Source organism: Streptomyces purpurascens (assembly GCF_045040895.1).
Lineage (GTDB): Bacteria > Actinomycetota > Actinomycetes > Streptomycetales > Streptomycetaceae > Streptomyces > Streptomyces purpurascens.
In genome coordinates this window covers 8,258,417-8,281,446 of sequence record NZ_CP108341.1, presented here as the reverse complement: position 1 = coordinate 8,281,446, position 23,030 = coordinate 8,258,417, and the positions used below count along the sequence as shown (strand labels likewise).

The window sequence follows — 23,030 nt, the reverse complement described above, 5'->3', positions numbered from 1 at the left end:
GGAAGCACGCGCCCTCAGGTCCGGCCTTCCCGCTCCTGCGCCGCCTTGAGCTCGGCGGACCGGGCGGCCCAGTCGGCCCGGACGACGGTGAAGCCCGCGCGCCGGGCGTCCTCGCAGACCAGTTCGTCGTCGTCCACGAGGACGCGGACCTCACGCGTGCGGGCGAGCCGTCGCAGGATCTCCAGCTTGGTGACCCGGGCGGGCCTGCGGTCGGCGTTCGTCCGCATGTGGACGCGCCCCTCGGGCAGCCCCTGGGCGGCCAGCCAGTCGAGCGTGTCGCGCCGGCAGCGCTCGGGCCGACCGGTGAGGTAGACGACCTCGCACTCCCGCGCGCTCTGCCGGACCATCGCGATGCCCTCGGGCAGCGGCGGGTCCTGCGGAGCCGCCGCGAAGAACCCGTCCCAGTCACGCGGCCTGCGCTCCAGGAACCGCTGCCGGTGCGCGGTGTCGGCAAGGGTGTTGTCCAGGTCGAACACGGCCAGCGGCGTCTTGCTGCGATCGTCACTCACACAGCCCACCCTAGGCCGTGTCCGCCCGGCACTTCCCGTCGCCGCCCGGCAACCTTCACTCGCCGTGCGGCCACTGCTCTGCGACACCAAGCAGGCAGAGGCAGGAGGCCGTATGCGCAACACAAGGATCTGGTCGGCGGCGGTGACGGGGGCGGCGCTGGCCATGGCGCTGGGCGGTCCGGCGGGGCCGGCGGTCGCCGCGGGCACGACCCTGGGCGTGGCGCCGAACGGGGACGACTCCGCCCCCGGCACGCTCGCCCGGCCGCTGAAGACCATCCAGCGGGCGGTGGACCTGGCGAAGCCCGGCGACACCATCAGCGTGCGCGGCGGGACGTACGCCCTCACGGACAACATCACCGTCACCACCTCGGGGACCGCGTCCCAGCCCATCACCCTCGCCGCCCACCCGGGCGAGCGCGTGGTCGTCGACGGCGAGAGACTGCCCGCGAGCCACACCCCGGTCGGCGGCAGCATCCCGCGGGCCGAGCGCGGGGCGCTCCACATGGAGGCGTCGCACTGGCGGATCTCGGATCTGGAGATCGTCAACGGCCCGTACGGGGTCTACTGCGACGGCTGCGACGGCAACGTCTTCTCGCGCCTGAGCACGCACGACAACTACGAGTCCGGCTTCCAGCTCCAGGGCGCCTCCAGCGGCAACCAGATCCTGAACCTGGACAGTTACGGCAACCGCGACCCACGCAAGAACGGGGAGAGCGCCGACGGCCTGGCCGTCAAGGAGGGCAGCGGCACGGGCAACGTGGTACGCGGCGCCCGGCTCTGGAACAACGTCGACGACGGCTTCGACGCCTGGGAGTTCGCCTCCCCGGTGACGATCGAGAACACGGTGGCGTACGGCAACGGGTTCAACCGCTGGAACTTCCCCGACTTCGCGGGTGTCGGCAACGGCTTCAAGCTCGGCGGCGGCAGCCCGGCCCCGGCAGTGGCCCACACCGTGCGCGACAGCGTCTCCTTCAAGAACGCGAAACACGGCTTCACCGACAACGGCAACCCCGGCTCCCTCAACCTGAGCCGCGACTCCACGTACGGCAACGCCGGTACGGGTTTCGACGCCGACGTCTCGGGCGGGACCGCCCGGCTCACCGGCAACCTTTCCATCGCGGACCAGCGCGCGGCAGCCGTCGGGGCCAAGACGGTCGCCAGCGGCAACTCCTGGAACCTCGGCGGCACCTGGAACGCCTCCTCGGTACTGAGCACCGACCCGGGTCCGCTCACCGGCCCCCGGGCGGCGGACGGCTCGCTGCCGAAGGCGCCGGCGTTCCTCGTCCCACGGTCCGGCACCGCCGTCGGCGCCCGTTTCTGATCCCGGCCGGCCGGGCTGTCCGAAGGTACGGCACGTTTGAGACAGCCTGGCCGGAGAAATGGTCCGGACTATTCATCAGAAGCCACTTTCACGCAGGCCGTCGCAGTTCCGTCAATCCTTCAACGGGGACGTGAACGAGCCATGGACACAAGTCAATTGACCCTCACAGTTGATGGCTCAAGCACAGCACTGACATACTCCGCATTCAGCCTCGCCACCACCCGCGGCCGGGGCTGGTCGGGGATCTCCACACAGAACCCCGAGGCCGTCCGCGTGATTCCGAACAGCGAGTCTTTCGATTTCACGAGCCCCCCACAGAGCCCGCACCCCCTCACCATGTCCGGCGTCCCTCCACCCTGCTCGAAAGCCGGACGCGGCACCTCCCCGACGGGGTCGAGTGCGGGGCACGAAGCAGCGAAGAAGGTGCGCCTGTGCCCGAATTCCCACCCCGGCGGGAAGACACTCCCACATTCCCGCTTCCGCACATCGAACACACACCGCCGTCTCGCATATCCGACCATCCCGAATTCCACTCACTGCGTCGCGCGCAGCGCCGGTTCGGCACCCGGGCGACGATGCTCTCCGCCGGCGGATTCCTGCTGTATGTACTGCTGTCGAGTTTTGTTCCCGCGATGATGAACCAGCCGCTGTTCGGCCACCTCACGATCGGGCTCACCCTCGGCCTCGGGCAGTTCGTCATCATGGGTGTGACCGCCTGGTGCTATGTCCGGCACATGCGCAGCCGGGTCGATCCGCTCGCCCGCGGCCTCAGGTCCCGCCAGTACGAGAACGACCACCGTCACGCCCGTTCGGCCACGGCGCCCCAGGGGGCCGGGCAGCCCCTCCAGCACGGCACGAGGGGGTTCCGCACGTGGTGACGACCGCCGCCGCCATCGACGACAGCAGCCTGCAACTGACGTTCGTCCTGTTCCTGACCGTGGTCGTGATCACCCTGTTCACGGCCCTGCTGACGGCCCCTCAGCGCGACGAGATCAGCGAGTTCTACCTCGGCAACCGCACCATGTCGCCGCTGCGCAACGGCCTGGCCATGTGCGGCGACTACCTGTCCGCCGCCACCCTGCTGGGCAGCACCGGACTGGTCGCCCTGACCGGGTACGACGGGCTGATGTACCTCGGCGGCACCACCGTCGCCTGGATGATGGTGCTGCTGCTGATCGCCGAACCCCTGCACCGCACGGGGAAGTTCACGCTGGGCGACACGGTGGCGCTGCGCCTGCCCCGGCAGCAGCGGCCGGTGCGGGTCGCCCTCGCGGTCTGCATCCTGGCCATCGCGACGCTCTACCTGGTGGCCCAACTCGTCGGCAGCGTGGCGCTGTTGACGCAGTTCACCGGAGCGCCGAGTGCCACCACCCGCACGCTGTGCGTGGCCGTGATCGGTACGTTCGTGATCCTGTACGCCTCCCTCGGCGGCATGCCCGGTGCCACGGTCATCCAGATCATCAAGGCCGTGATGCTGGTGGTGGGCGTGCTGTTCACCGCGGGCTGGGTGCTGTACCACTTCGACTGGAACCCCAACGCGCTGCTCGAGAGGGCGGCCGAACGCAGCGGCACCGGCCTGCAGCTCCTCGAACCCGGGCAGCGCTACGGCGGGACCGTCAGCAACAAGCTGGACTTCTTCAGCCTCGAACTGGCCATCGTCCTCGGCCTCGCCGCCCTCCCGCACGTGCTGATGCGGCTGCTCGCCCCGCGCAAGAGCGGCGTGCTGCGCTCCTCCCTCCTGTGGGCCGTCGGCCTGGTCGGCGCGGTCTGTTTCGGGGCCGGCATCCTCGGCCTCGGCGCCACCGCGCTCCTCGGCCGGGACACCATCGAGAACACGGACCGCACCGGCAACGCCTCCGTCCTGCTGCTCGCCCATGAGCTGGGCGGCAGCGTGCTCACCGCGCTGCTGACCTGCCTGGCCTATCTGACCCTGCTCGCCGTGGCGGTGGGCCTCACCCTGGCCGCGGCCTCGTCCCTCGCGCACGACCTGTACAGCGAGGTGATCCGCAAGGGCCAGGCCAGTGAGACGGAGGAACTGACCGTGGCCCGGCTGTCCGGTGCGGTCATCGGCATCCTCGGCATCCTGCTGGCCCTCGTCGCCTGGGGGGCGAACACCGCGACGCTCGCCTTCCTCGCCTTCGCCATCGCGGCGTCCGCGATCCTGCCGACGATCATCTACACCCTCTTCTGGCGGCGCTTCACGGCGAAGGGGGCGCTGCTCAGCCTCTACGGCGGCCTGGCCACCTCCGTCCTGCTCGCCGTGTTCTCCCCCGTCGTCTCCTCCGCCCCGGCCTCCTTCTACCCCGACGTCGACTTCGCCTGGTTCCCGCTCCAGAACCCGGGCATCGTCTCCATCCCCGCGGGCTTCCTGTTGGGCTGGCTCGGCACGGTGCTGGACAAGGGCCCGGCCGAGGAGAGCACCACGCACGAGGAGTTCGAGGTGCGCATGCTGGTGGGCGCCGACGACTGACGCGCACCAGGGGCATCGGCGGCCGGACACCGAGGAGGAGTCCCATGGCTGTCCCGAAGCGGAAGATGTCCCGCAGCAACACCCGTCACCGCCGCGCCCAGTGGAAGGCGGCCACCCCGACGCTGGTCCCGGTCACCGTCGACGGCGTCCGCCACCTCGTACCGCAGAACCTGGTCAAGGCCTACGAGCGCGGGCTGCTGCGCCCCGAGGGCTAGGAGGGGTCACGGCGTGACCACGGGGTCCGGGTGCGCGGCGAGCCAGTGCTGCAGTTCGGCGTGGCGGAACTGGTAGGCCGGACCGGAGTAGCGCATGAGGCCTGCCGCGCAGGCCCAGTCCAGGAAGCGGCCCAGCCGGAAGGGCAGCCGTCGGCGCGCGCACAGCAGGAAGACCAGGTAGCGCCGCGCGGCACTGAGACCCGACGCCTGGCCGGAGGCGATCGCGGTCGCCGCTCCGACGACGAGACCGGTGCTCGGCTCCAGCAACAGCGCCACCGTGCCGCCGACGGCCAGTCCGCCGAACAGCCCGGTGGAGACGGCGTAGACGAGTCCGTAGACGGTGTCGTCGCGCAGCGCGACCGGAGGGCTGACCGCCGTCGTGGGCGCCGCCCCGCGCAGCCCGGCCGCCACACTGAACCGGAAACCGGCGCCCAGCCCGGAGACCCAGCTGGTGACCGTCCCGACGGCGAGCGCGGCCGAGGGGTGGCCCGCCGCCGCGATCGCCGCGCCGACCGCGAGCCCGGCGGCGACGCCGACGAAGGTGGCGAGGACGGGATTGACGACGAGCCCCAGCACGAACGGCCCCCGGAGGCCGGGCATGTGCCGCTTCTGCCAGTCCAGCCTGCTGGGGCTGAGGGCGAGCGCGGCAGCCAGTCCGCACGCCACGGCCAGGGCCAGCACACCCGCCGCGGCCTCACCCGGCTCGGGGGTCAGCCAGGCGGCGGGCAGGACCGCGCTGATCGTGCAGAACGTGAGCAGCGCGTCCGCCACCCGCACCCTGCGGGGGCCGGCCAGCGGCCACAGGCCGTGCACGGTGATGTCGGTGGTCGGATAGGCCGTCGCGCCGGTTCCGGTCAGATGCCCGGTCAGGTGATGCAGCCAGCGGTGGACCTGCGTCGGCGGGTAGCGAGCGGGGGCCGGGTCGCCGGCCGCGGGTTCGACGGCTGCCTGGATGTAGCGGGCCAGCAGATGCCGGTCGAGTGCGTCGGTGTCGCGCAGCGTGAGCAGCTCCGCCGGGTCGCCGTGGTAGCGGTAGACGGTGGCGGTCAGGCCGAGCCGCCAGGGGGTCGACAGGATCTGGGCGTGCACGCAGGACGGCTGTGCGTCGAGGTGGTCCAGCAGGCACTGCCAGCGGGCCTGATCACGGCAACGGTCGCGCAGGTAGGTCAGCGCGGGCTCGGACGCCACGGGCGCGATGACCACCAGCGCGGCGTCGACCAGGGGTTCGTGCGCCAGCAGCGCGTCGTAGTTCGCGATCCGGCTGGTGAGCACGAGGGGGCCCGCCTCCAGACCCCGCTGGTAGGCGTTCAGGTGCTGTACGGCGGCCCGCGCACGCGGTGCGTCCGGGTCCGGCGAGCCGTCGTCGCGTGGGGGATCCATCTCGTCCAGGCCGTCCAGGACGGGCAGCACCATGCCGTGGTCCACCAGCCGCTCCGCCATCTCCCGGGGCCAGTCCAGGGCCTGCGTGAGGTGGTCGGCCAGCAGTCCGGGCAGGGTGTGGGCGGTGTCCCACTGGGCCATGGGGATGCGCACGGGCACCGGGTCGGTGTCGGCGCGGTCGGCGGCCAGGGCCAGGACGAGCTCCAGGGCCAGAACCGTCTTGCCGGAGCCGGGGGCGCCGGCGATGACGAGCCGCCGGGGCCGGGTGGCCCGGAAGAACCCCGCTATGTCCGGGTCCGCGCCGGCGCCGTCGGAGTCGCGAAAGGTTCGTCCCGCCCCCGGGGCGTCGGCCGCGGGCCCCGGCACCGCCCGCAGCGTGTAGCTCAGGTCGATGCGCCGGGTGTCGCGGCCGAGCAGCTGGTGACGCAACTTGCCTTCGCTCTGCTGGACTTGAACGGCCAGCGTCGCGGCCCACTGCCGCACCAGCTCGGCGTCCGTCCCCTGCACCGGGCGCCGCAGCGCCGCCACCGCGGCCACCAGCCCCGCGACCCCGAGCGGCAGCCCGAGCAGCCCGGCGGTGTCGGCCGGTTCGAGCCCGCCGCGCAGCAGCTGGGACACCGCGTAACCGGCACTCGCCATGAGCAGCACCACACCGAGCACGGCCCCTACCCGGCGCCGCTCTCGTTCCCGTCGCCCCCCGATCCCCACCATGCCTTGCTGCATACCCGCCCCGGGCACGGAACTCTCCCTGCGGCAGCGACTGCTGAACAACAGGACCGGGGTGTCGGGGGCCGGTGCCGGGGCCCTCACACGGGCGGTCGAGATACGGCAGCACGGCCTTCGCGGTCGCGGCGCCGCGCAGGTGGCCGCCCGCCTTGCCGGAAGGTGGACAGGGAGACGACCAGGGTCGGTGTCTCCGTCGGGGCGCACTGCTCCGGGGAATCGGCAGGCCGGCGGGGAATCCCTGCGCTCCCCGGGTGTTGAACCTGGTGTGAGTTCAGTGATCGCCTCCACCCGCTTCTCCGTCCTCGACCGCTCCCGCACCCGCGAGGGCCACACCCACCCCGAGGCGCTACGGGACACCGTGCGGCTGGCGGGGGAGCTGGAGCGGCTCGGGTACCACCGGGTCTGGGTGTCGGAGCATCACGGCGTTCCCGGGGTCGCCGGGTCCGCGCCGACCGTGCTGGCCGCCGCCGTCGCCGCCGCGACCCGGACGATCCGGGTCGGCACCGGCGGGGTGATGCTGCCCAATCACCGGCCACTGGTCGTGGCCGAGCAGTTCGGGGTGCTGGAGTCGCTGTTCCCCGGGCGGATCGACATGGGCCTGGGCCGGTCCGTCGGCTTCACGGACGGGGTACGCAGGGCCCTGGGCCGTGACAAGGACGACGCCGAGGACTTCGAGGCCCAGCTGCGGGAGCTGCTCGGCTGGTTCCGGGGCACCTCCCCCACCGGGGTCCATGCCCGCCCCGCCGAGGGGCTGACCGTCCCGCCGTTCGTCCTGGCCATGGGCGAGGGCGCCGACATCGCCGCCCGCGCGGGGCTGCCCATGGTCATCGGCGATCTCCGGAACCGGGAGAAGATGCGGCGCGGCATCGACCACTACCGCGACCACTTCCGCCCCTCCGCCTGGGCGCCGGAGCCGTACGTCGTCATCTCGGGCACGATCGCCGTGGCCGCCACCCCCGAGGAGGCCCGGCGGCTGCTCGTCCCGGAGGCCTGGGCGATGGCGTACTCCCGTACCCACGGCACGTTCCCTCCCCTGCCGCCCGCCGAGCGCGTCGAGGCACTCACCATGACGGCCAAGGAGCACGGCTTCTACATGTCCGGTCTCACCGGCCAGCTCGCCGGCACCGAGGAGCAGGTCGCCGACGAGCTGGAGACGGTACTGAAGGAGACCGGGGCGCAGGAGGTCCTGGTCACCACCAGCACGTACGACCGCGAGGCCCTGCTGGACTCCTACCGGCGGCTGGCCTCGATCACCTCCGGTTAGAGTCCTGCTCATGCACGACCCCCACACCCCCCACGACCCTTACGTCCGCGTCCGCGGCGCCCGCGAGCACAACCTCCAGGGCATCGACGTCGACATCCCCCGGGATGTGCTGGCCGTGTTCACCGGCGTGTCCGGCTCGGGGAAGTCGTCCCTGGCGTTCGGCACGATCTACGCGGAGGCCCAGCGGCGCTACTTCGAGTCGGTCGCGCCGTACGCGCGCCGGCTGATCCACCAGGTCGGCGCGCCGAAGGTCGGGGAGATCACCGGTCTGCCGCCGGCCGTCTCGCTCCAGCAGCGCCGCGCCGCCCCCACCTCGCGCTCCTCCGTCGGCACCGTCACCAACCTCTCGAACTCCCTGCGCATGCTGTTCTCCCGGGCCGGCACCTACCCGCCCGGCGCCGGGCGCCTCGACTCCGACGCGTTCTCGCCCAACACGGCGGCCGGGGCCTGCCCGGAGTGCCATGGTCTCGGGCAAGTGCACCGTACGAGCGAGGAGTTGCTGGTCCCCGACCCGTCGCTGTCGATCCGCGAGGGCGCGATCGCCGCGTGGCCGGGTGCCTGGCAGGGCAAGAACCTGCGGGACATCCTCGACGCGCTCGGCCACGACGTGGACCGGCCGTGGCGGGAGCTGCCCGCCACGGCCCGGGAGTGGATCCTGTTCACGGACGAGCAGCCGGTGGTCACCGTGCACCCGGTGCGGGACGCGGACCGCATCCAGCGGCCGTACCAGGGCACGTACATGAGCGCCCGGCGGTACGTGATGAAGACCTTCTCGGACTCCAAGAGCCCGACCCTGCGGACGAAAGCCGAACGGTTCCTGACCAGTGCGCCCTGCGCGGCCTGCGGCGGGAGCCGGCTGCGCCCCGAGGCACTCGCTGTGACGTTCGGCGGCCGGACCATCGCCGAGCTGGCGGCGCTGCCGCTGGTGGAGCTGGCCGCCGGTCTCGACGCGACGTCGGAGACCGCCCGGGTCCTCACCGCCGACCTGACGTCCCGGATCGCACCGGTCGTCGAGCTGGGCCTCGGCTACCTCAGCCTCGACCGGCCCACCCCCACCCTCTCCGCCGGCGAACTGCAACGCCTGCGCCTCGCCACCCAACTGCGCTCCGGCCTGTTCGGCGTCGTCTACGTCCTCGACGAGCCGTCGGCCGGGCTGCACCCGGCGGACACCGAGGCGCTGCTCACGGTGCTGGAGCGGCTGAAGGCGGCCGGGAACTCGGTGTTCGTGGTGGAGCACCACCTCGATGTCGTACGTGGCGCCGACTGGCTGGTGGACGTGGGCCCGGAGGCGGGCGAGCACGGCGGGCGGGTGCTGCACAGCGGCCCGGTGGCGGAGCTGGCCGGCGTCGAGGAGTCGGCGACGGCCCGCTACCTGTTCGACCGCTCCCCCGCCCCGGCCCGGGAGGTCCGCGAACCGGGCGGGTGGCTGAAGACCGGCCCGGTCACCCGGCACAACCTGCGCGGGGTGACCGCCGATTTCCCGCTCGGTGTGTTCACGGCGGTCACCGGGGTGTCCGGCTCCGGCAAGTCCACGCTCATCGGGGAGATCACGGAGGACACGGCGGGGGTGGGCCGGCTGGTCTCGGTCGACCAGAGGCCGATCGGGCGCACCCCGCGCTCGAACCTCGCGACCTACACCGGCCTCTTCGACGTGGTGCGCAAGGTGTTCGCGGCCACCGACGGGGCGCGCGAACGGGGCTTCGGCGTCGGCCGGTTCTCCTTCAACGTGGCGGGCGGGCGCTGTGAGACCTGCCAGGGCGAGGGGTTCGTCAGCGTGGAGCTGCTGTTCCTGCCGAGCACGTACGCGCCCTGCCCGGACTGCGGCGGGGCCCGGTACAACCCCGAGACGCTGGAAGTGTCGTACCGGGGGCGGGACATCGCGCAGGTGCTGGACCTGACGGTGGAGAGCGCGGCCGAGTTCTTCGCGGACACCCCGGCCGTGGCCCGCAGCCTCGGCACCTTGCTGGACGTGGGCCTCGGCTATCTGCGTCTCGGCCAGCCCGCGACCGAACTGTCCGGCGGCGAGGCGCAGCGCATCAAGCTGGCGAGCGAGCTGCAGCGCGGCCGGCGCGGCCACACGCTCTACCTCCTCGACGAGCCGACGACCGGCCTCCACCCGGCCGACGTCGACGTCCTGATGCGCCAGTTGCACGGCCTGGTCGACGCCGGGCACACGGTGATCGTCGTCGAGCACGACATGTCCGTCGTCGCGCGGGCGGACTGGGTGATCGACCTCGGCCCGGGCGGCGGCGACGCGGGCGGCCGGATCGTGGCGGCGGGTCCGCCCGCGGCGGTGGCACGGGCGCAGCCGAGCGCCACGGCACGGTATCTGGGCCGGGCGCTCGGCCGGGAGCGGCCGTAGCCCGTCAGCGGTCGGCGAGCAGACCGGCGACGAGGTCCCGGGGCAGGCCGTGGGTGTCGTGGAGGTAGCCGTAGTCCTCCTCGCTGAGCGGTTTCCGGTACTCGGGCCGGGAGAGCAGACGGCTTCCCCGTTCCAGGAGCCTGCCGAACCGCTGTTCCTCGTCGAGGAGGACCTCCCGGACGAGGTCCAGGCCGACGGACTGGCGGAAGTGGTCGAGGGTGTGCTCGATCAGCTCCGGGGGCAGGTCGGCGAGGGTGCGGGAGGAATCGCCGCCGCCGAGCGTGGTGAGGAGACGGCGGATCAGCCGGCGCAGGACGTAGCCGCGGCCGGTGTTCGACGGCCGTACGCCGTCGCCGAGCACGACGATGCCGGCGCGCAGGTGGTCGCTGACCAGGCGGGTCGACGGCCCGTCCAGGTCCCACAGCGAGGGCACGGTCCGCATCCACGGTTCGAAGACGTCCGTGTCGTAGACCGACCGGTGCCCCTGCAGGACGGCGACGAGGCGTTCCAGCCCCATGCCCGTGTCGACTCCGGGCTGCCGCAGGGGGACGAGAGTGCCGTCGGCGTGGCGCTCGTAGCGCATGTGGACGTGGTTCCAGAGTTCCGTCCAGCGGGGGTCGGTGCCGGGGCTGCCCTGGGGCGGGGTGCCGCTTTCGCCCGTCCAGACGAAGATCTCCGAGTCGGGGCCGCACGGGCCGGCCGGGCCGTTGGACCACCAGTTCTCGTCCCCGGCCCGCTCCACCGGCAGCCCCAAGTCCTCCCAGACGCGCAGTGATTCGGTGTCGGGGCCGACCTGGTCGGATCCGCCGAAGACCGTGACGTGCAGGCGCTCTTGCGGGATGCCGAATCCGTCGCGCAGCAGTTCGTACCCCCAGCGAAGGGACTGGGCATGGTCGTAGTCGCCCAGTGACCAGGAGCCGAGCATCTGGAACACGGTCAGGTGGGTGGTGTCGCCGATCTCGTCCAGGTCGGTGGTGCGCAGGCAGCGCTGGAGGTTGACCAGCCGCCGCCCCTGGGGATGCGGGCGGCCCCGCAGATACGGCGTGAGGGGCTGCATGCCGGCCGTGGTGAACAGCACGGGATCGGAGGGCGGGGGCAGCAGCGTGCTGCCGGTGACGAGCCGGTGCCCGCGCTCACGGAAGAAGTCGTTGAACGTCCGTACGGTCCGGTCCGTGTCCATGGCGGTCTCCTTGAGGTCAGGGGACCGGAACGAACCGCGCGGGAGGAAGCCGGAGGGTACGGGGTCCTGGCGGTCCGTTTCCGGCCGCCGGGAAGGGGTGACGAGGTCAGGCGTCGGCAGCCGGTGAGCTGGTCGCTCGCGCGGCTGCGGCGTCGGTGCGCTTGATGACCTCCATGGATCCGACGGTAACAGCGGGCGCGGGGACCGTCGCGGGGTTTTTCGTGCCGCCGTACGGCCGGGTCACCAGTGCGGCGTGGGTCCAGGCGGGCTCTGCGGGCCGCGTCGGCTGTGCGGCCCGGGCGAGTGAGCGCCGGTCGGGGTGGGCGCCCGGGGGTATGACGTCCTGTACGTCCACGTCGGCCACCAGTCCGCGTGCCGACACCACACGCCAGACCGAGGCCGGCAGCGAATCGTCGCCGACGAAGGCGGGCACGGTGCTCGTCGTCCCGCCGGCGATCCGGTACCGCAGGTGGACCGGCTGGACGGCGGCTCCCGCGTCCAGCGCGGCCTGGAAGACGGCCCGGCGGAAGACTCCCTGGGAGCGGCCGCACCAGGTGCTGCCCTCGGGGAAGACCCCGACGGCCCGGCCGTCGCGCAGCACCTCGGCGATCCGGGCGACGGTGTCCGGCAGGGCCCGCAGCCGGTCCCGGTCGATGAACAGGACGCCGCCGCGCGCGGCCAGCGGCCCGGCGACGGGCCACCGCCGCACCTCGGTCTTGGCCAGCATCCGGGCGGGACGTACGGCGGCGAGCAGCGGGATGTCCAGCCAGGAGATGTGGTTGGCGACCAGCAGCAGGGGGCCGGTGGGGGCGGCGGCGCCGGTGATGCGGACCTGGACCCCTGCGGCCCGCACGATCCACCGGCACCACCGCCGGACCAGGGACGCCGGAATCCTCCCCCGCAACCGGGGGGACCCCCAGCCGAACGACGTCAGCGCGATCCCGGCGAGGAGGAGCAGGACAACCGCGGTGAGCCGCAGCACGGCCCACGGCACGGCCCTCGCCACCGGCTCGACACAGGTCCTGGGCGTACAGGGCGCGAGGGGCAGCCAGGCGCTCATCAGGCCGGCACGAGGGAGAGGAAGTGCCGCAGGTAGCGCGAGTTGACCCGGCTCATCGGCAGCAGCACGTACAGGTCGGCGACGCCGAAGTCCGGGTCGTGGGCCGGTTCGCCGCACACCCAGGCGCCGAGGCGCAGGTAGCCGCGGAGCAGGGCGGGCAGTTCGACGCGGGCGGCGGGTGCGGGACCCGGGGTCCAGGGCAGCAGCGGCTGGACGCGGTACTCCTGCGGCGACAGGTGCTTGTCCCTCACCCGGTCCCAGGTGGCGGAGGCGAGAGCGCCGCCGTCGGCCAGCGGGATGGAGCAGCAGCCGGCGAGCCACTCGTGGCCGCGGTCGACCATGTAGCGGGCGATACCGGCCCAGATGAGGCTGATGACCGCGCCGTCGCGGTGGTCGGGGTGCACGCAGGAGCGGCCGACCTCGACGAGTTCCTGCCTGATCCCGCCGAGGGAGGTCAGATCGAACTCGCTCTCGGAGTACAGCCGCCCGGCGACCGCCGCGCGCTCCGGCGGCAGCAGCCGGTAGGTGCCGACGACCTGGCCGGTCGTCTCCTCGCGGACGAGCAGGTGGTCGCAGTACGCGTCGAACGAGTCGACGTCGAGGCCCGGCTGCGGGCCGGCCAGCAGGGCGCCCAGCTCTCCGGCGAAGACGTCGTGCCGCAGCCGCTGCGCGGCACGCACGTCCTCCTCGTTCCGGGCGAGGGCGACGGTGTAGCGGGTGGGGGCCGTGGGCTGCGCGGGGCGGTCGACGGTCAGTACGCCGGTCATGGCTCTCTCCTGGTCACGGGCCGGAGGCGGCGAGCGGTGCCGCCGCCCACTGTTGTGCCCATGCCGCCTGTCCTGCGCGTGACGAGTGCCAGGAGCGCGGGTGTGCGCCTGTTGAACTACTGCTTGGCGACCCTCCGCGTGGCCCGCAGCCACTCCTTGTTCATGCTGGTGATGGACATGAGGGGAATTCCCTTGGGACAGGCGGTGGCACACTCCCCGGTGAGGGTGCAGCCGCCGAAGCCCTCCTCGTCCATCTGCTCCACCATGTCCAGCACCCGCGTCTCCCGCTCGGGCGCCCCCTGCGGCAGCACGTTCAGATGGTTGACCTTGGCGGACGTGAACAGCATCGCCGCCCCGTTGGGACAAGCCGCCACACATGCCCCGCAGCCGATGCACTCCGCGTGCTCGAACGCGAGGTCGGCGTCCGGCTTCGGCACCGGCGTGGCATGCGCTTCCGGAGCCGCGCCCGTCGGCGCGGTGATGTAGCCGCCGGCCTGGATGATCCGGTCGAAGGCGGACCGGTCCACGACCAGGTCCTTGATGACCGGGAAGGCGGAGGCCCGCCACGGCTCGATGTCGATCGTGTCGCCGTCCTCGAAGGACCTCATGTGCAACTGGCAGGTCGTGGTGCGTTCCGGGCCGTGCGCGTCCCCGTTGATCACGAGCGAACAGGCACCGCAGATGCCCTCACGGCAGTCGTGGTCGAAGGCCACCGGATCCTCACCCCGCAGGATGAGTTCCTCGTTGAGCGTGTCCAGCATCTCCAGGAAGGACATGTCGGGCGAGATGTCGTCCACCTCGTACGTGGACATCGTGCCGTCGGCGTCGGCGTTCCGCTGTCGCCAGACGCGCAGGGTGAGCTTCATGCGTAGCTCCGCTGGGTGGGGTGGACGTACTCGAAGGCCAGGTCTTCCCTGTGCAGGGTCGGAGCCTCGCCGGTGCCGGTGAACTCCCAGGCGGCCGCGTACCCGAACTCCTCGTCCTTGCGGGCGGCCTCGCCGTCGGGCGTCTGGGACTCCTCGCGGAAGTGGCCGCCGCAGGACTCGTCGCGGTGCAGCGCGTCGAGGCACATCAGCTCGGCCAGCTCCAGGTAGTCGACGACGCGGTTGGCCTTCTCCAGCGACTGGTTGAACTCCTCGCCGGTGCCGGGCACCTTGACGCGCCTCCAGAACTCCTCGCGGATCTGCGGGATGCGCTCCAGTGCCTTGCGCAGTCCCGCGTCGGTGCGGGCCATGCCGCAGAACTCCCACATGAGTTCGCCGACCTCGCGGTGGAAGGAGTCGGGGGTGCGGTCGCCGTCGACGGACAGCAGCAGGTTGAGCCGGTCCTGGGTCTCGGCCAGCACCTCCTGGACGACGGGGTGTTCGTCGGTGACCGCGTCGTGGTGCGGGTTGCGGGCCAGGTAGTCGTTGATGGTCGCCGGGAGGACGAAGTAGCCGTCGGCGAGGCCCTGCATCAGCGCGGAGGCGCCGAGCCGGTTGGCCCCGTGGTCGGAGAAGTTGGCCTCGCCGATGGCGAAGAGCCCCGGCACGGTGGTCTGGAGGTCGTAGTCGACCCACAGGCCGCCCATCGTGTAGTGCACGGCGGGGTAGATCCGCATCGGCACCCGGTACGGGTCCTCGTCGGTGATCCGCTGGTACATGTCGAAGAGGTTGCCGTACTTGGCCTCGACGGCCTTGCGGCCCATCCGCGCGATCGCGTCGGCGAAGTCCAGGTACACGCCCTGGCCGCCGGGACCGACGCCCCTGCCCTCGTCGCACACGTTCTTCGCGGCCCGCGAGGCGATGTCACGCGGTACGAGATTGCCGAAGGACGGATAGACGCGCTCCAGGTAGTAGTCGCGCTCGTCCTCGGGGATCTCGTTCGGGGGCCGCTGGTCCCCCTTCGCCCTGGGCACCCAGATACGCCCGTCGTTGCGCAGCGACTCGCTCATCAGCGTCAGCTTGGACTGGTGGTCGCCGGTGCGCGGGATGCAGGTGGGGTGGATCTGGGTGAAGCAGGGGTTGGCGAACAGGGCGCCGCGCCGGTGGGCCCGCCAGATGGCGGTGGCGTTGGAGTTCATGGCGTTCGTCGACAGGTAGAAGACGTTGCCGTAGCCGCCGGAGGCGAGCACGACGGCGTCCGCGAAGTACGTGTCGATACGGCCGGTGACGAGGTCCCGCGCCACGATCCCGCGGGCTCGCCCGTCCACGACGATCAGGTCGAGCATCTCGGTCCGCGGACGCATCTCGATGTTCCCGGCGGCGATCTGCCGGCTGAGAGCCTGGTAGGCGCCGAGGAGGAGCTGCTGGCCCGTCTGGCCGCGGGCGTAGAACGTGCGCGAGACCTGCACCCCGCCGAAGGAGCGGGTGTCGAGCAGCCCGCCGTACTCGCGGGCGAACGGGACGCCCTGGGCCACGCACTGGTCGATGATCTCGACGGAGATCTGGGCGAGCCGGTGGACGTTGGACTCGCGGGCCCGGAAGTCGCCGCCCTTGACGGTGTCGTAGAACAGCCGGTGGATGGAGTCGCCGTCGTTGCGGTAGTTCTTCGCGGCGTTGATGCCGCCCTGCGCGGCGATGGAGTGGGCGCGGCGCGGGGAGTCCTGGTAGCAGAACTGGACGACGTGGTAGCCCTGTTCGGCGAGGGTGGCCCCGGCGGAGCCGCCGGCGAGGCCGGTGCCGACGACGATGACGGTGTGTTTGCGCCGGTTGGCGGGGTTGACGAGTTTGGCTTCGAAGCGGCGCTTGTCCCAGCGCTCGTTGACCGGCCCGGACGGGGCCTTGGTGTCGACGACCGGCTCACCGGTCGCGTAGTCGGCGTAGGAAGTCATCTTCAGCTCACCACTCCGGTCATGACGCCCACGGGTACGGCGATGAAACCGGCCGTGAGCAGCAGCGCGAGAACGTTGGCGACGGTCTTCAGGGCGCGGTCGCGGCTGCGGCTGCCGACGCCGAGGGTCTGGGCGGCGCTCCAGAAGCCGTGCCGGATGTGCAGGCCGAGCGCGAGCATCGCGACGATGTAGACGACGTTGCCGTACCAGGTGGAGAACGTGTCCACGACGTTCTGGTACGGACGGCCCTCCTGGAAGCCGCCGGGGTGCACGGTGCCGGTCGTCAGGTCCAGGATGTGCCAGACGATGAACAGCCCGAGGATGATTCCGCCCCAGCGCATGGTGCGCGTGGCGTAGCCGGCCCGCGGCTTCTTGTGCACGTACTTGCTCGGGCGCGCCTTGATGTCGCGGCGGCTGAGCTGGTACGCGGAGGTGGCGTGGGCGACGACGGCGGCGACCAGCACGATCCGGACGAGCCAGAGCGTCCACTCGTAGTGCATGAACGGCTCGCCGACGACCCGCAGCCAGTGCGCGTAGTCGTTGAACTCGCCGGCCCCGAAGAAGATCTTCAAGTTTCCGATCATGTGGACGACCAGGTACAGCAGCATGATCAGCCCGCTGACCGCCATCACGGTCTTCTTGCCGAGGGTGGAGTCCCACACGGTGCGTGCCATGGACGGCCGTTTGTCCGTCCGCGTTGCCAGAGCCATGTCCAGCACGCTACGGACGCGCGGCTGATCGGTCCAAGACATGGTCCGGCTTGATTCCATAGGCCAGGGCTATCGTACGAGTATGCAGTTCCAGCAGCTCCAGTACTTCGTGGCCGTCGCCGAGACCCGGCACTTCACCCGGGCCGCCGATCTGGTCCATGTCGCGCAGCCGTCGTTGTCGCAGCAGATCAAAGCGCTGGAGCGGGAACTGGGCGCGGACCTGTTCCGGCGCGCCCGCGGCAACATCACGCTCACGGACGCCGGGGAGGCGCTTCTGCCCCTGGCCCGGCGGATCCTGGCCGACGCGGACACGGCCCGGCACGAGGTACAGGAGCTGGCACAGCTGCGGCGGGGACGGGTGCGGCTGGGGGCGACGCCGAGTGTGTGCACGGGCCTGCTGCCGGATGTGCTGCGCGCGTTCCATGATCGCTATCCCGGGATCCGGCTGCTGATCGAGGAGGGCGGCTCTCATGATCTGGTGCGGGAGCTGGCGCGTGGTGCGCTGGATCTGGCGCTGGTCGTGCTGCCCCTGCCCACGCCGTCACCGGCGCTGACCACGGTGGAGCTGCTGCGGGAGGATCTTGTGGTGGTCTCCTCACCCGACGCGCCGAGACCCGGCGGGGGGCGGCGCACGGTGCGCGTCGCCGATCTGGAGGGTGAGCGGATGGTGATGTTCCGGCACGGGTACGACCTGCGGGAGCTGACCGTGGCGGCGTGCCGCGCCGAGGGGTTCGAGCCGGACTTCGCGGTGGAGGGCGGGGAGATGGACGCGGTGCTGGGGTTTGTGCGGGCGGGGTTGGGGGTTGCGGTGGTGCCGCGGATGGTCGCGGCCAGGTCGGGTCGTGGTCTGCGGGTTACGCCGCTGGCCAGACCCGGCCTCCACCGCACGATTGCACTCGCACACCGCAGTGATGTGGCTCCGCCTCGGGCTGCTCGGGAGTTGCAGCGGATGTTGCTTGAGCGGTGAGGCGGTTCAGGGGCGCCGTTCGAGGGTGCGGGTTGTGTGTGGCTGGTCGTGCCCACGCGGCGGAGCCGCACATCGAATACAGCCCCGCGCCCCTTGAGGCATGACCCCCTAGCCCGTTGCGTCGACCAGGGCCAGTTCGTGCAGGCGCTCCGGAGGGCCCGGCCTCGCGTAGTACCAGCCCTGGGCCGTGTCGCAGCCCAGTATGCGCAACTGCTCCGCCTGCGCACCCGTTTCCACGCCCTCGACCGTCACCGCGAGGTCCAGGCTGTGGGCCAGGGAGACGATTCCCTCGACGATCTTGAGGTCGACGGGGTCGGCCGGGAACTGTTGCATGCTCTGGGTGAAGGAGCGGTCCAGTTTCAGGATGCTGACCGGCAGGCGGCGCAGGTTGGCGAGGTTGGAGTAGCCCGTGCCGAAGTCGTCCAGGGCGATGTCGACGCCCATCTCCGCCAGCCGGCGCAACGGCTTCAGCAGGTCGTCGTCCGCGCCGATCAGCGCCGACTCCGTGACCTCCAGGCAGAGCGCGTTCGGTTCGACGCCGGTGCGTTCCAGGATGTCGACGGTGTCCTGGACCAGGCCGGGGTGGGTCAGCTGGCAGGGCGAGAGGTTGACGTTGATCCGCAGCGGGCCCACGGCCTCCGCGCCGCCCTGCAGTTCCCGCCACTCGCGGGCCTGCCGTACGGACTGCTCCAGGACCCAGCGGCCCAGCGGCACGATCAGCCCGGTGTGCTCGGCGAGCGGGATGAAGCGGTCCGGGCCGAGCACGCCGTGCTGCGGGTGCAGCCAGCGCACCAGGGCCTCGGCTCCCCGGACGCTGCCGTCTCCGAGGTGGACCAGCGGCTGGTACTCGATGAAGAACTCGCCCCGCTCCAGCGCGGTGGGCAGGGCGGTGGTCAGTCCGTGCCGGGTGATGGCGCGGGCGTCGGCCTCGGGGTCGGCGAGTTCGAAGCGGTTGCCGCCCGCCGACTTGGCCCGGTACATGGTGATGTCGGCGCTGCGCAGCACCTCCGCCGGGCTGCGCTCCCCGGCCGGGCCCTCGACGATGCCGATGCTGCCGCGCACGGTCAGCTCCCGGCCGTCGACGCTGATCGGCGCGAGCAGCGCGTTCATGATGCGGCCGGCGAGCTCGTCGACCTCGCGCTGGGTGTCGGTGCCGGTGGTCAGTGCCACGAACTCGTCGCCGCCGAGCCGCGCGACCATCTCGCCGGGCGCGGTGGCGCAGGACTGCAGCCGGTCGGCGACCTCCACCAGCAGCCGGTCGCCGGCCGCGTGGCCCAGGCTGTCGTTGATGGTCTTGAAGCCGTCGAGGTCGAGGTAGCACAGCCCGAACCGCTGGCCTTCCCCGGCGCCCAGTGCCTTCTCCAGGCGCTCGAAGAAGAAGGTGCGGTTCGGCAGGCCGGTGAGCGCGTCGTGCGTGGCCTCGTAGCGCAGCCTCAGGTTGAGCAGCCGCCGCTCGGTGGTGTCCTCCATGAGGGCGAGCTGGTACTGCGGATCGCCGTCGGCGTCGCGCAGCAGGGAGACCGTCAGGTTGGTCCACAGGACCGTTCCGTCAGGGCGGTAGAAGGCCTTCTCGAGGTGGTAGTGCTCACGCTCGCCGCGTACCAGCTCGTCGTAGAGCCGCCAGGTCTGGGGCGCGTCGTCGGGGTGGGTCCACTCCCTGACGTTGCGGCTGCGCAAGGTCGGCTCGGAGATCCCGAACATGCGCAGCAGCGCGCCGTTGACCTGCAGGATGTTGCCCTCGAGGTCGGCCATGCCGATGCCTATGGCCGCGCCCTCGAAGACCGCCCGGAACCGGGCCTCGCTCGCGTGCAGGGCCTGCGCCACCACGCCCTGCGCCTGGAGGGCGGCCTCGGCGATGGCCTCCTGCTCGGCCAGCGTCCGCTCGCGCAGCGCCCGGGCGAAGCCGGCGGACATCGCGTGCTGCAGTCGCGCGCAGCGCGCCCGCAGGTCCTCCTGGTCGCCGTCGCCCCCGCAGTACAGGACCAGGTAGGCGTCCACGCAGTCCAGCGTGTGGCTGAGCGCCTCGGGGTCGGTGCAGTGCGCGTCCACGAGGGCGGCGCCCACGGCCTTGCCCTCGTCGGAGTCGAAGGCCCGGGCCAGCAGCGCGTCGCTCAGCCGACGGGCCAGCGGCAGCAGTTGCTCCTCGAACTCAGGGCGGGTCGACGACGTCGAGGTCACCGGGAAGACCGCCCGGCTCCAGATCGTCGCGAATCTGCGCAGTCTGTCCTCCGGCCCGTCCGGTTCCGCGATCACGCCGTACGCCCCACGCCCGCGAAACCGGAGAACGCATAGGGATCCTCGTCCTCCGGTGCGGTGTCGGGCCGCCAGCGTGGCATCGCCACCAGTCCGGGTTCCACCATGTCGTACCCCTCGAAGAACCGCGCGATCTCCTCGCGCGAGCGCATGATCAGCGGGTTGCGGATCTCCTCGTACACGTCCACCGCACCCCCGGCCCGCTCCGGCGGCAGCGGGATCCCCTCGTAGGAGGCGTGGGTGAGCACGAGCAGGCTGCCGGGCGCGAGCGCCTCCCGCAGCTCGGCCACCGCCCCGTACGGGTCGTCCTCGTCTTCCACGAAGTGAAGTATGGCAACGAGGAGCAGAGCCACTGGCTGATTCAGGTCGATCAGCCGCTCCACCTCGGGGCTGCTCAGGATGTCCTGGGGCTTGCGGAGATCCGCGGCGACGACGCCCGCGCCGTCGTTGCCCCGCAGGACCGCCTCGCTGTGCGCCACGGCCACCGGGTCGTGGTCGACGTACACCACGCGCGCGCCGGGGCGGGCGGCCTGGGCCACCTCGTGCACATTGCCGAAGGTGGGGATGCCGGAGCCGATGTCCAGGAACTGGGTGATGCCCTGGTCGGCCGCGTAGCGCACGGCTCGGCGCATGAACGCGCGGTTCGCCTGCATGATCTTGGGAAGTCCCGGCAGGAACTCCATGGCCCTGCGGGCCGCTTCCCGGTCGACCTCGAAGTTGTGCGATCCGCCCAGATAGAAGTCGTACATCCGGGAAACGCTGGGCACCGAGATGTCGATGCTCCGTGGGGCCCAGGCGGGACGCTCCATCTATCTCTCCAAGGCGTAGGCGATCCGGTGTTCGAGCAGAGGCTACTGATCGCCCGCCAATGGAGCGACCCGAAACGGAAATTGACCATCCGTTCCCGGTCACTGCCTGCGGCACGTGCCGAATTGATACCCGCCCGCATGCCCTTCGAACATATGACGAACAGTGTTCGAGGCATTCCGGAGAGTTCCGGTCCGGAAGGGGAAGAGTGCTGAGAATTCGATGAGTTCAGGTGAAGCACGGCAAAACGGTCCGCCCCTCCGTGAGACACGGAGGGGCGGACCGGGTCGGCTCCGTCGGGTGACGCGAGGGTCAACCCTGGGGAGGTTTCTCTGCTATTCCGACGCGCCGACCAGCTTTCCGTCGGGCCGCACGGCGTACCAAGTGCCGCCGACTCCCTGGCCGTTGGTGTCGCCCGGAGCCTTGTCGCCGGCGAAGGTGTAGATCGGCGAGCAGTTGATCGTCTGCTGCTTGCCCTTGCCGTCGGTCCGGTCGAAGATCATGTAACCCTTCTCCTGGATGCCCTTGGTGTCGGCGAAGTCGACGGGCTCCACGAGCGGCCACTTCTCCAGGCACTCACCGGTGCAGTTGGAGACGGGCTTCGGCCAGGCCTTGTCCTTCTTGAACCGGTAGACGGTCATGCCGTTCTTGTCGACGACGATCTCGCCGAGCTTGGGGTCCTCACGGGTGGACAGCCCGGCCTCCGCCTCGGCCCCGCCGCCGCCGGCGGCGCCCGCCCCGCCCTCCTGAGCCTTCTTGCCGTCGGGGGCCAGCGCGTACCACTTGCCGCCCACACCCTGGCCCTTGACGTCACCGGCGTTGACGTCCTTGGCGTAGCGGTAGGCCGGCCAGCCGCCGACGGTCAGCTGCTTGGTGCCGTCGGCCCGGGTGACGGTGCCGAGCAGCGCCTTGTCGATGCCCTCGCCGGCCTCGGCGTCGTCCGCGGGGACCGGCGGCCAGGTCTTGGCGCAGTCGCCGTCGCAGTTCGACTTGGGCGGCTGCTCCGTGTCCTGGTCGAACCGGTACAGGGTGAGGCCGAGGCTGTCGGTCACCACCTTGCCGATCTCATCGGCGGTGGACACGGACAGCTTGCCCGCGGGGTTGGACGGGCTGGACGCGCTCGGCGCGGCCGGGCTGCTCGCGGTGCCGCCCACACCGTTCCCGGTGCCGGCGCCGATGTTTCCGTAATCCCCGGGCGCCGCCGTGGCGCCCACGTTCTGGCTGGCCGCCGGTGGGCTGTCCTGACCGCACGCCGTCGTCAGCGCCAGGACCGCCGCGGCGCTCGCCACGAGTGAGGCGCTCCGCCAGGAGGTCTTCATCGTCAACTCCCCATAATCGCAAGGGTGTTGCAGCGCCCTGCTGCGCCGCCGCACGGCCATGAGTACGCACGGGAGCGGCGATTGTGTTCAACGACCGGCCAAATTTCTTTCCGGAACCTGTGACGAGTGCCGCACACCGTCGTACTGGCGTGCGCGTCGAGCGCCCTGCGGGTGTCCGCTGATCAAACCGAGGACACCCGGAAATCCCTCTTTCGGGGCAATCCCCTTGCGCACCGGCACGTCCCGGCGGAACAAGGCTCATGATCTTCGTCGTGTATGGACCCCTCTCGATTCAACCCGCCGTCGCCGTACGGGCCTTGGCGGTGGCGGCGCTGACCTGGGCGCTCGTCGGCGCACCGGGTTCAGTGGCGGTGGCCACCGCCTGCGCGTACGCCTCGACGGGGCCGGACGGCACGAAGGCGGTGGCGTACGCCGGGAGCAAGACCTGGCCGACCAAGCCGCCGTGCCCGACACCCACACCGACGCCCACGCCCACGCCCACACCCACCCCGACACCCCCGCCGCCGAAGCCGACACCGACACCGACGCCGACGCCGACGCCGAGTCCATCTCCGGACCCGAAGCCTCCGCCGCCGAAGCCGACGCCCACGGCCAGACCCGAGCCGCCGCCCGCGCCGCCGCCGCCCGCTCCACGCCCGGCGGCGCCCCCGCCCGAGCCGACCCGCAGGCCCGAGCCACCGCCGCCCCCTCCCCCGGCTCCGGCACCGAAACCGTCGGCCACACCCACGCCGCGTCCGTCCGCTTCGCCCGTGCACTACCCGCGGTATCGCGCCGCGCCGCCACGGCCACGGCGGACGGGCAACGCGATGTCGCCGCTCACCTTCGTCCTGCTCGTCACGGTGCCCGCGGTGGTCGCCGTCGCCGCGCTGCGCGCGCGCTGATCCCTG

The 23,030-nt window shown here is 71.6% G+C and carries 20 protein-coding genes; 8 read left to right on the top strand and 12 right to left on the bottom strand.

Going from position 1 to position 23,030, the window contains the following annotated elements; translation table 11 throughout:
* Positions 1–14 precede the first annotated feature (14 nt).
* Positions 15–509 carry a hypothetical protein gene (locus OHU35_RS37540; RefSeq protein ID WP_189722463.1) on the bottom strand — a complete coding sequence of 165 codons (495 nt, stop codon included), beginning with the start codon at positions 507–509 and terminating at the stop codon, positions 15–17.
* A 112-nt stretch (positions 510–621) separates the two neighbouring features.
* Between OHU35_RS37540 and OHU35_RS37535 the strand changes: the two genes are divergently transcribed.
* The 4 genes from OHU35_RS37535 to rpmF all read left to right on the top strand — a co-directional run bounded on the left by OHU35_RS37535 (position 622) and on the right by rpmF (position 4,515).
* A complete protein-coding gene (locus OHU35_RS37535) occupies positions 622–1,830 on the top strand; it encodes a right-handed parallel beta-helix repeat-containing protein (protein ID WP_405508483.1) in 1,209 nt (402 codons plus the stop codon).
* A 485-nt stretch (positions 1,831–2,315) separates the two neighbouring features.
* The gene (locus OHU35_RS37530) at positions 2,316–2,708 is read left to right on the top strand and encodes a DUF485 domain-containing protein (RefSeq protein WP_405509401.1); all 393 of its coding nucleotides are present in this window, start codon (positions 2,316–2,318) and stop codon (positions 2,706–2,708) included.
* Positions 2,705–4,300 carry a cation acetate symporter gene (locus OHU35_RS37525; protein ID WP_189722671.1) on the top strand — a complete coding sequence of 532 codons (1,596 nt, stop codon included), beginning with the start codon at positions 2,705–2,707 and terminating at the stop codon, positions 4,298–4,300. The genes OHU35_RS37530 and OHU35_RS37525 overlap by 4 nt, the downstream gene beginning before the upstream one ends.
* A 44-nt stretch (positions 4,301–4,344) precedes the next feature.
* A complete protein-coding gene (rpmF, locus tag OHU35_RS37520; RefSeq protein ID WP_010043581.1) occupies positions 4,345–4,515 on the top strand; it encodes a 50S ribosomal protein L32 in 171 nt (56 codons plus the stop codon).
* Between the two features lie 6 nt (positions 4,516–4,521).
* On the opposite strand, the gene OHU35_RS37515 is transcribed toward rpmF, so the two are convergent.
* Complete coding sequence (locus OHU35_RS37515) at positions 4,522–6,534, bottom strand: NACHT domain-containing protein (protein WP_405508480.1); 2,013 nt, start codon at positions 6,532–6,534, stop codon at positions 4,522–4,524.
* A gap of 352 nt (positions 6,535–6,886) precedes the next feature.
* Here OHU35_RS37515 and OHU35_RS37510 point away from each other — a divergent pair, with 352 nt between their 5' ends.
* Together OHU35_RS37510 and OHU35_RS37505 are read left to right on the top strand one after the other, a co-directional pair.
* Entirely contained in the window at positions 6,887–7,885 is a 999-nt protein-coding gene (locus OHU35_RS37510; protein ID WP_405508479.1) for an LLM class flavin-dependent oxidoreductase, read from the top strand.
* Positions 7,886–7,895: 10 nt separating this feature from the next.
* Complete coding sequence (locus OHU35_RS37505) at positions 7,896–10,247, top strand: ATP-binding cassette domain-containing protein (RefSeq protein ID WP_405508478.1); 2,352 nt, start codon at positions 7,896–7,898, stop codon at positions 10,245–10,247.
* Between the two features lie 4 nt (positions 10,248–10,251).
* On the opposite strand, the gene OHU35_RS37500 is transcribed toward OHU35_RS37505, so the two are convergent.
* From OHU35_RS37500 to OHU35_RS37475, 6 genes are all read right to left on the bottom strand, one after another.
* Complete coding sequence (locus OHU35_RS37500) at positions 10,252–11,427, bottom strand: alanine--tRNA ligase-related protein (protein ID WP_359889986.1); 1,176 nt, start codon at positions 11,425–11,427, stop codon at positions 10,252–10,254.
* 106 nt (positions 11,428–11,533) lie between these two features.
* Positions 11,534–12,487: a lysophospholipid acyltransferase family protein gene (locus OHU35_RS37495; protein WP_405508476.1), complete on the bottom strand. Its 954-nt coding sequence runs from the start codon at positions 12,485–12,487 to the stop codon at positions 11,534–11,536.
* Entirely contained in the window at positions 12,487–13,254 is a 768-nt protein-coding gene (locus tag OHU35_RS37490) for a GNAT family N-acetyltransferase (RefSeq protein WP_189722472.1), read from the bottom strand. Before OHU35_RS37490 ends, OHU35_RS37495 begins: the two co-directional genes overlap by 1 nt.
* A gap of 116 nt (positions 13,255–13,370) precedes the next feature.
* Complete coding sequence (locus OHU35_RS37485) at positions 13,371–14,120, bottom strand: succinate dehydrogenase/fumarate reductase iron-sulfur subunit (RefSeq protein ID WP_405508474.1); 750 nt, start codon at positions 14,118–14,120, stop codon at positions 13,371–13,373.
* Positions 14,117–16,066, bottom strand: a complete 1,950-nt coding sequence (locus tag OHU35_RS37480) for a fumarate reductase/succinate dehydrogenase flavoprotein subunit (protein WP_359889979.1) — start codon at positions 16,064–16,066, stop codon at positions 14,117–14,119. Before OHU35_RS37480 ends, OHU35_RS37485 begins: the two co-directional genes overlap by 4 nt.
* Before the next feature lie 2 nt (positions 16,067–16,068).
* Positions 16,069–16,740, bottom strand: a complete 672-nt coding sequence (locus OHU35_RS37475; protein ID WP_189722672.1) for a succinate dehydrogenase — start codon at positions 16,738–16,740, stop codon at positions 16,069–16,071.
* 118 nt (positions 16,741–16,858) lie between these two features.
* Here OHU35_RS37475 and OHU35_RS37470 point away from each other — a divergent pair, with 118 nt between their 5' ends.
* Positions 16,859–17,743: a LysR family transcriptional regulator gene (locus OHU35_RS37470; protein ID WP_189722475.1), complete on the top strand. Its 885-nt coding sequence runs from the start codon at positions 16,859–16,861 to the stop codon at positions 17,741–17,743.
* A 108-nt stretch (positions 17,744–17,851) separates the two neighbouring features.
* Here the strand turns inward: OHU35_RS37470 and OHU35_RS37465 are convergent, their stop codons facing one another.
* The 4 genes from OHU35_RS37465 to OHU35_RS37450 all read right to left on the bottom strand — a co-directional run bounded on the left by OHU35_RS37465 (position 17,852) and on the right by OHU35_RS37450 (position 22,870).
* Positions 17,852–19,996 carry a bifunctional diguanylate cyclase/phosphodiesterase gene (locus tag OHU35_RS37465; protein ID WP_189722476.1) on the bottom strand — a complete coding sequence of 715 codons (2,145 nt, stop codon included), beginning with the start codon at positions 19,994–19,996 and terminating at the stop codon, positions 17,852–17,854.
* Positions 19,993–20,805, bottom strand: coding sequence for an SAM-dependent methyltransferase (locus OHU35_RS37460; protein WP_359889975.1), 813 nt, complete (start codon positions 20,803–20,805; stop codon positions 19,993–19,995). The genes OHU35_RS37465 and OHU35_RS37460 overlap by 4 nt, the downstream gene beginning before the upstream one ends.
* A gap of 333 nt (positions 20,806–21,138) precedes the next feature.
* Positions 21,139–22,122 carry an SCO0930 family lipoprotein gene (locus OHU35_RS37455; protein WP_189722478.1) on the bottom strand — a complete coding sequence of 328 codons (984 nt, stop codon included), beginning with the start codon at positions 22,120–22,122 and terminating at the stop codon, positions 21,139–21,141.
* Positions 22,123–22,414: 292 nt separating this feature from the next.
* On the bottom strand, positions 22,415–22,870 hold the full coding sequence (locus OHU35_RS37450; RefSeq protein WP_405508470.1) for a hypothetical protein: 456 nt from the start codon (positions 22,868–22,870) through the stop codon (positions 22,415–22,417).
* 22 nt (positions 22,871–22,892) lie between these two features.
* On the opposite strand from OHU35_RS37450, the gene OHU35_RS37445 reads away from it, so the two are divergent.
* A complete protein-coding gene (locus OHU35_RS37445) occupies positions 22,893–23,024 on the top strand; it encodes a hypothetical protein (RefSeq protein WP_267913587.1) in 132 nt (43 codons plus the stop codon).
* The last annotated feature ends 6 nt before the right edge of the window (positions 23,025–23,030 follow it).

Coding starts and splice junctions, on each gene's coding strand:
- OHU35_RS37475 (WP_189722672.1), bottom strand. CDS start 16,740: ATGGCACGCACCGTGTGGGACTCCACCCTCGGCAAGAAGACCGTGATG.
- OHU35_RS37470 (WP_189722475.1), top strand. CDS start 16,859: ATGCAGTTCCAGCAGCTCCAGTACTTCGTGGCCGTCGCCGAGACCCGG.
- rpmF (WP_010043581.1), top strand. CDS start 4,345: ATGGCTGTCCCGAAGCGGAAGATGTCCCGCAGCAACACCCGTCACCGC.
- OHU35_RS37500 (WP_359889986.1), bottom strand. CDS start 11,427: ATGGACACGGACCGGACCGTACGGACGTTCAACGACTTCTTCCGTGAG.
- OHU35_RS37480 (WP_359889979.1), bottom strand. CDS start 16,066: ATGACTTCCTACGCCGACTACGCGACCGGTGAGCCGGTCGTCGACACC.
- OHU35_RS37455 (WP_189722478.1), bottom strand. CDS start 22,122: ATGAAGACCTCCTGGCGGAGCGCCTCACTCGTGGCGAGCGCCGCGGCG.
- OHU35_RS37460 (WP_359889975.1), bottom strand. CDS start 20,805: ATGGAGCGTCCCGCCTGGGCCCCACGGAGCATCGACATCTCGGTGCCC.
- OHU35_RS37515 (WP_405508480.1), bottom strand. CDS start 6,534: ATGGCGAGTGCCGGTTACGCGGTGTCCCAGCTGCTGCGCGGCGGGCTC.
- OHU35_RS37495 (WP_405508476.1), bottom strand. CDS start 12,487: ATGAGCGCCTGGCTGCCCCTCGCGCCCTGTACGCCCAGGACCTGTGTC.
- OHU35_RS37490 (WP_189722472.1), bottom strand. CDS start 13,254: ATGACCGGCGTACTGACCGTCGACCGCCCCGCGCAGCCCACGGCCCCC.
- OHU35_RS37535 (WP_405508483.1), top strand. CDS start 622: ATGCGCAACACAAGGATCTGGTCGGCGGCGGTGACGGGGGCGGCGCTG.
- OHU35_RS37485 (WP_405508474.1), bottom strand. CDS start 14,120: ATGAAGCTCACCCTGCGCGTCTGGCGACAGCGGAACGCCGACGCCGAC.
- OHU35_RS37505 (WP_405508478.1), top strand. CDS start 7,896: ATGCACGACCCCCACACCCCCCACGACCCTTACGTCCGCGTCCGCGGC.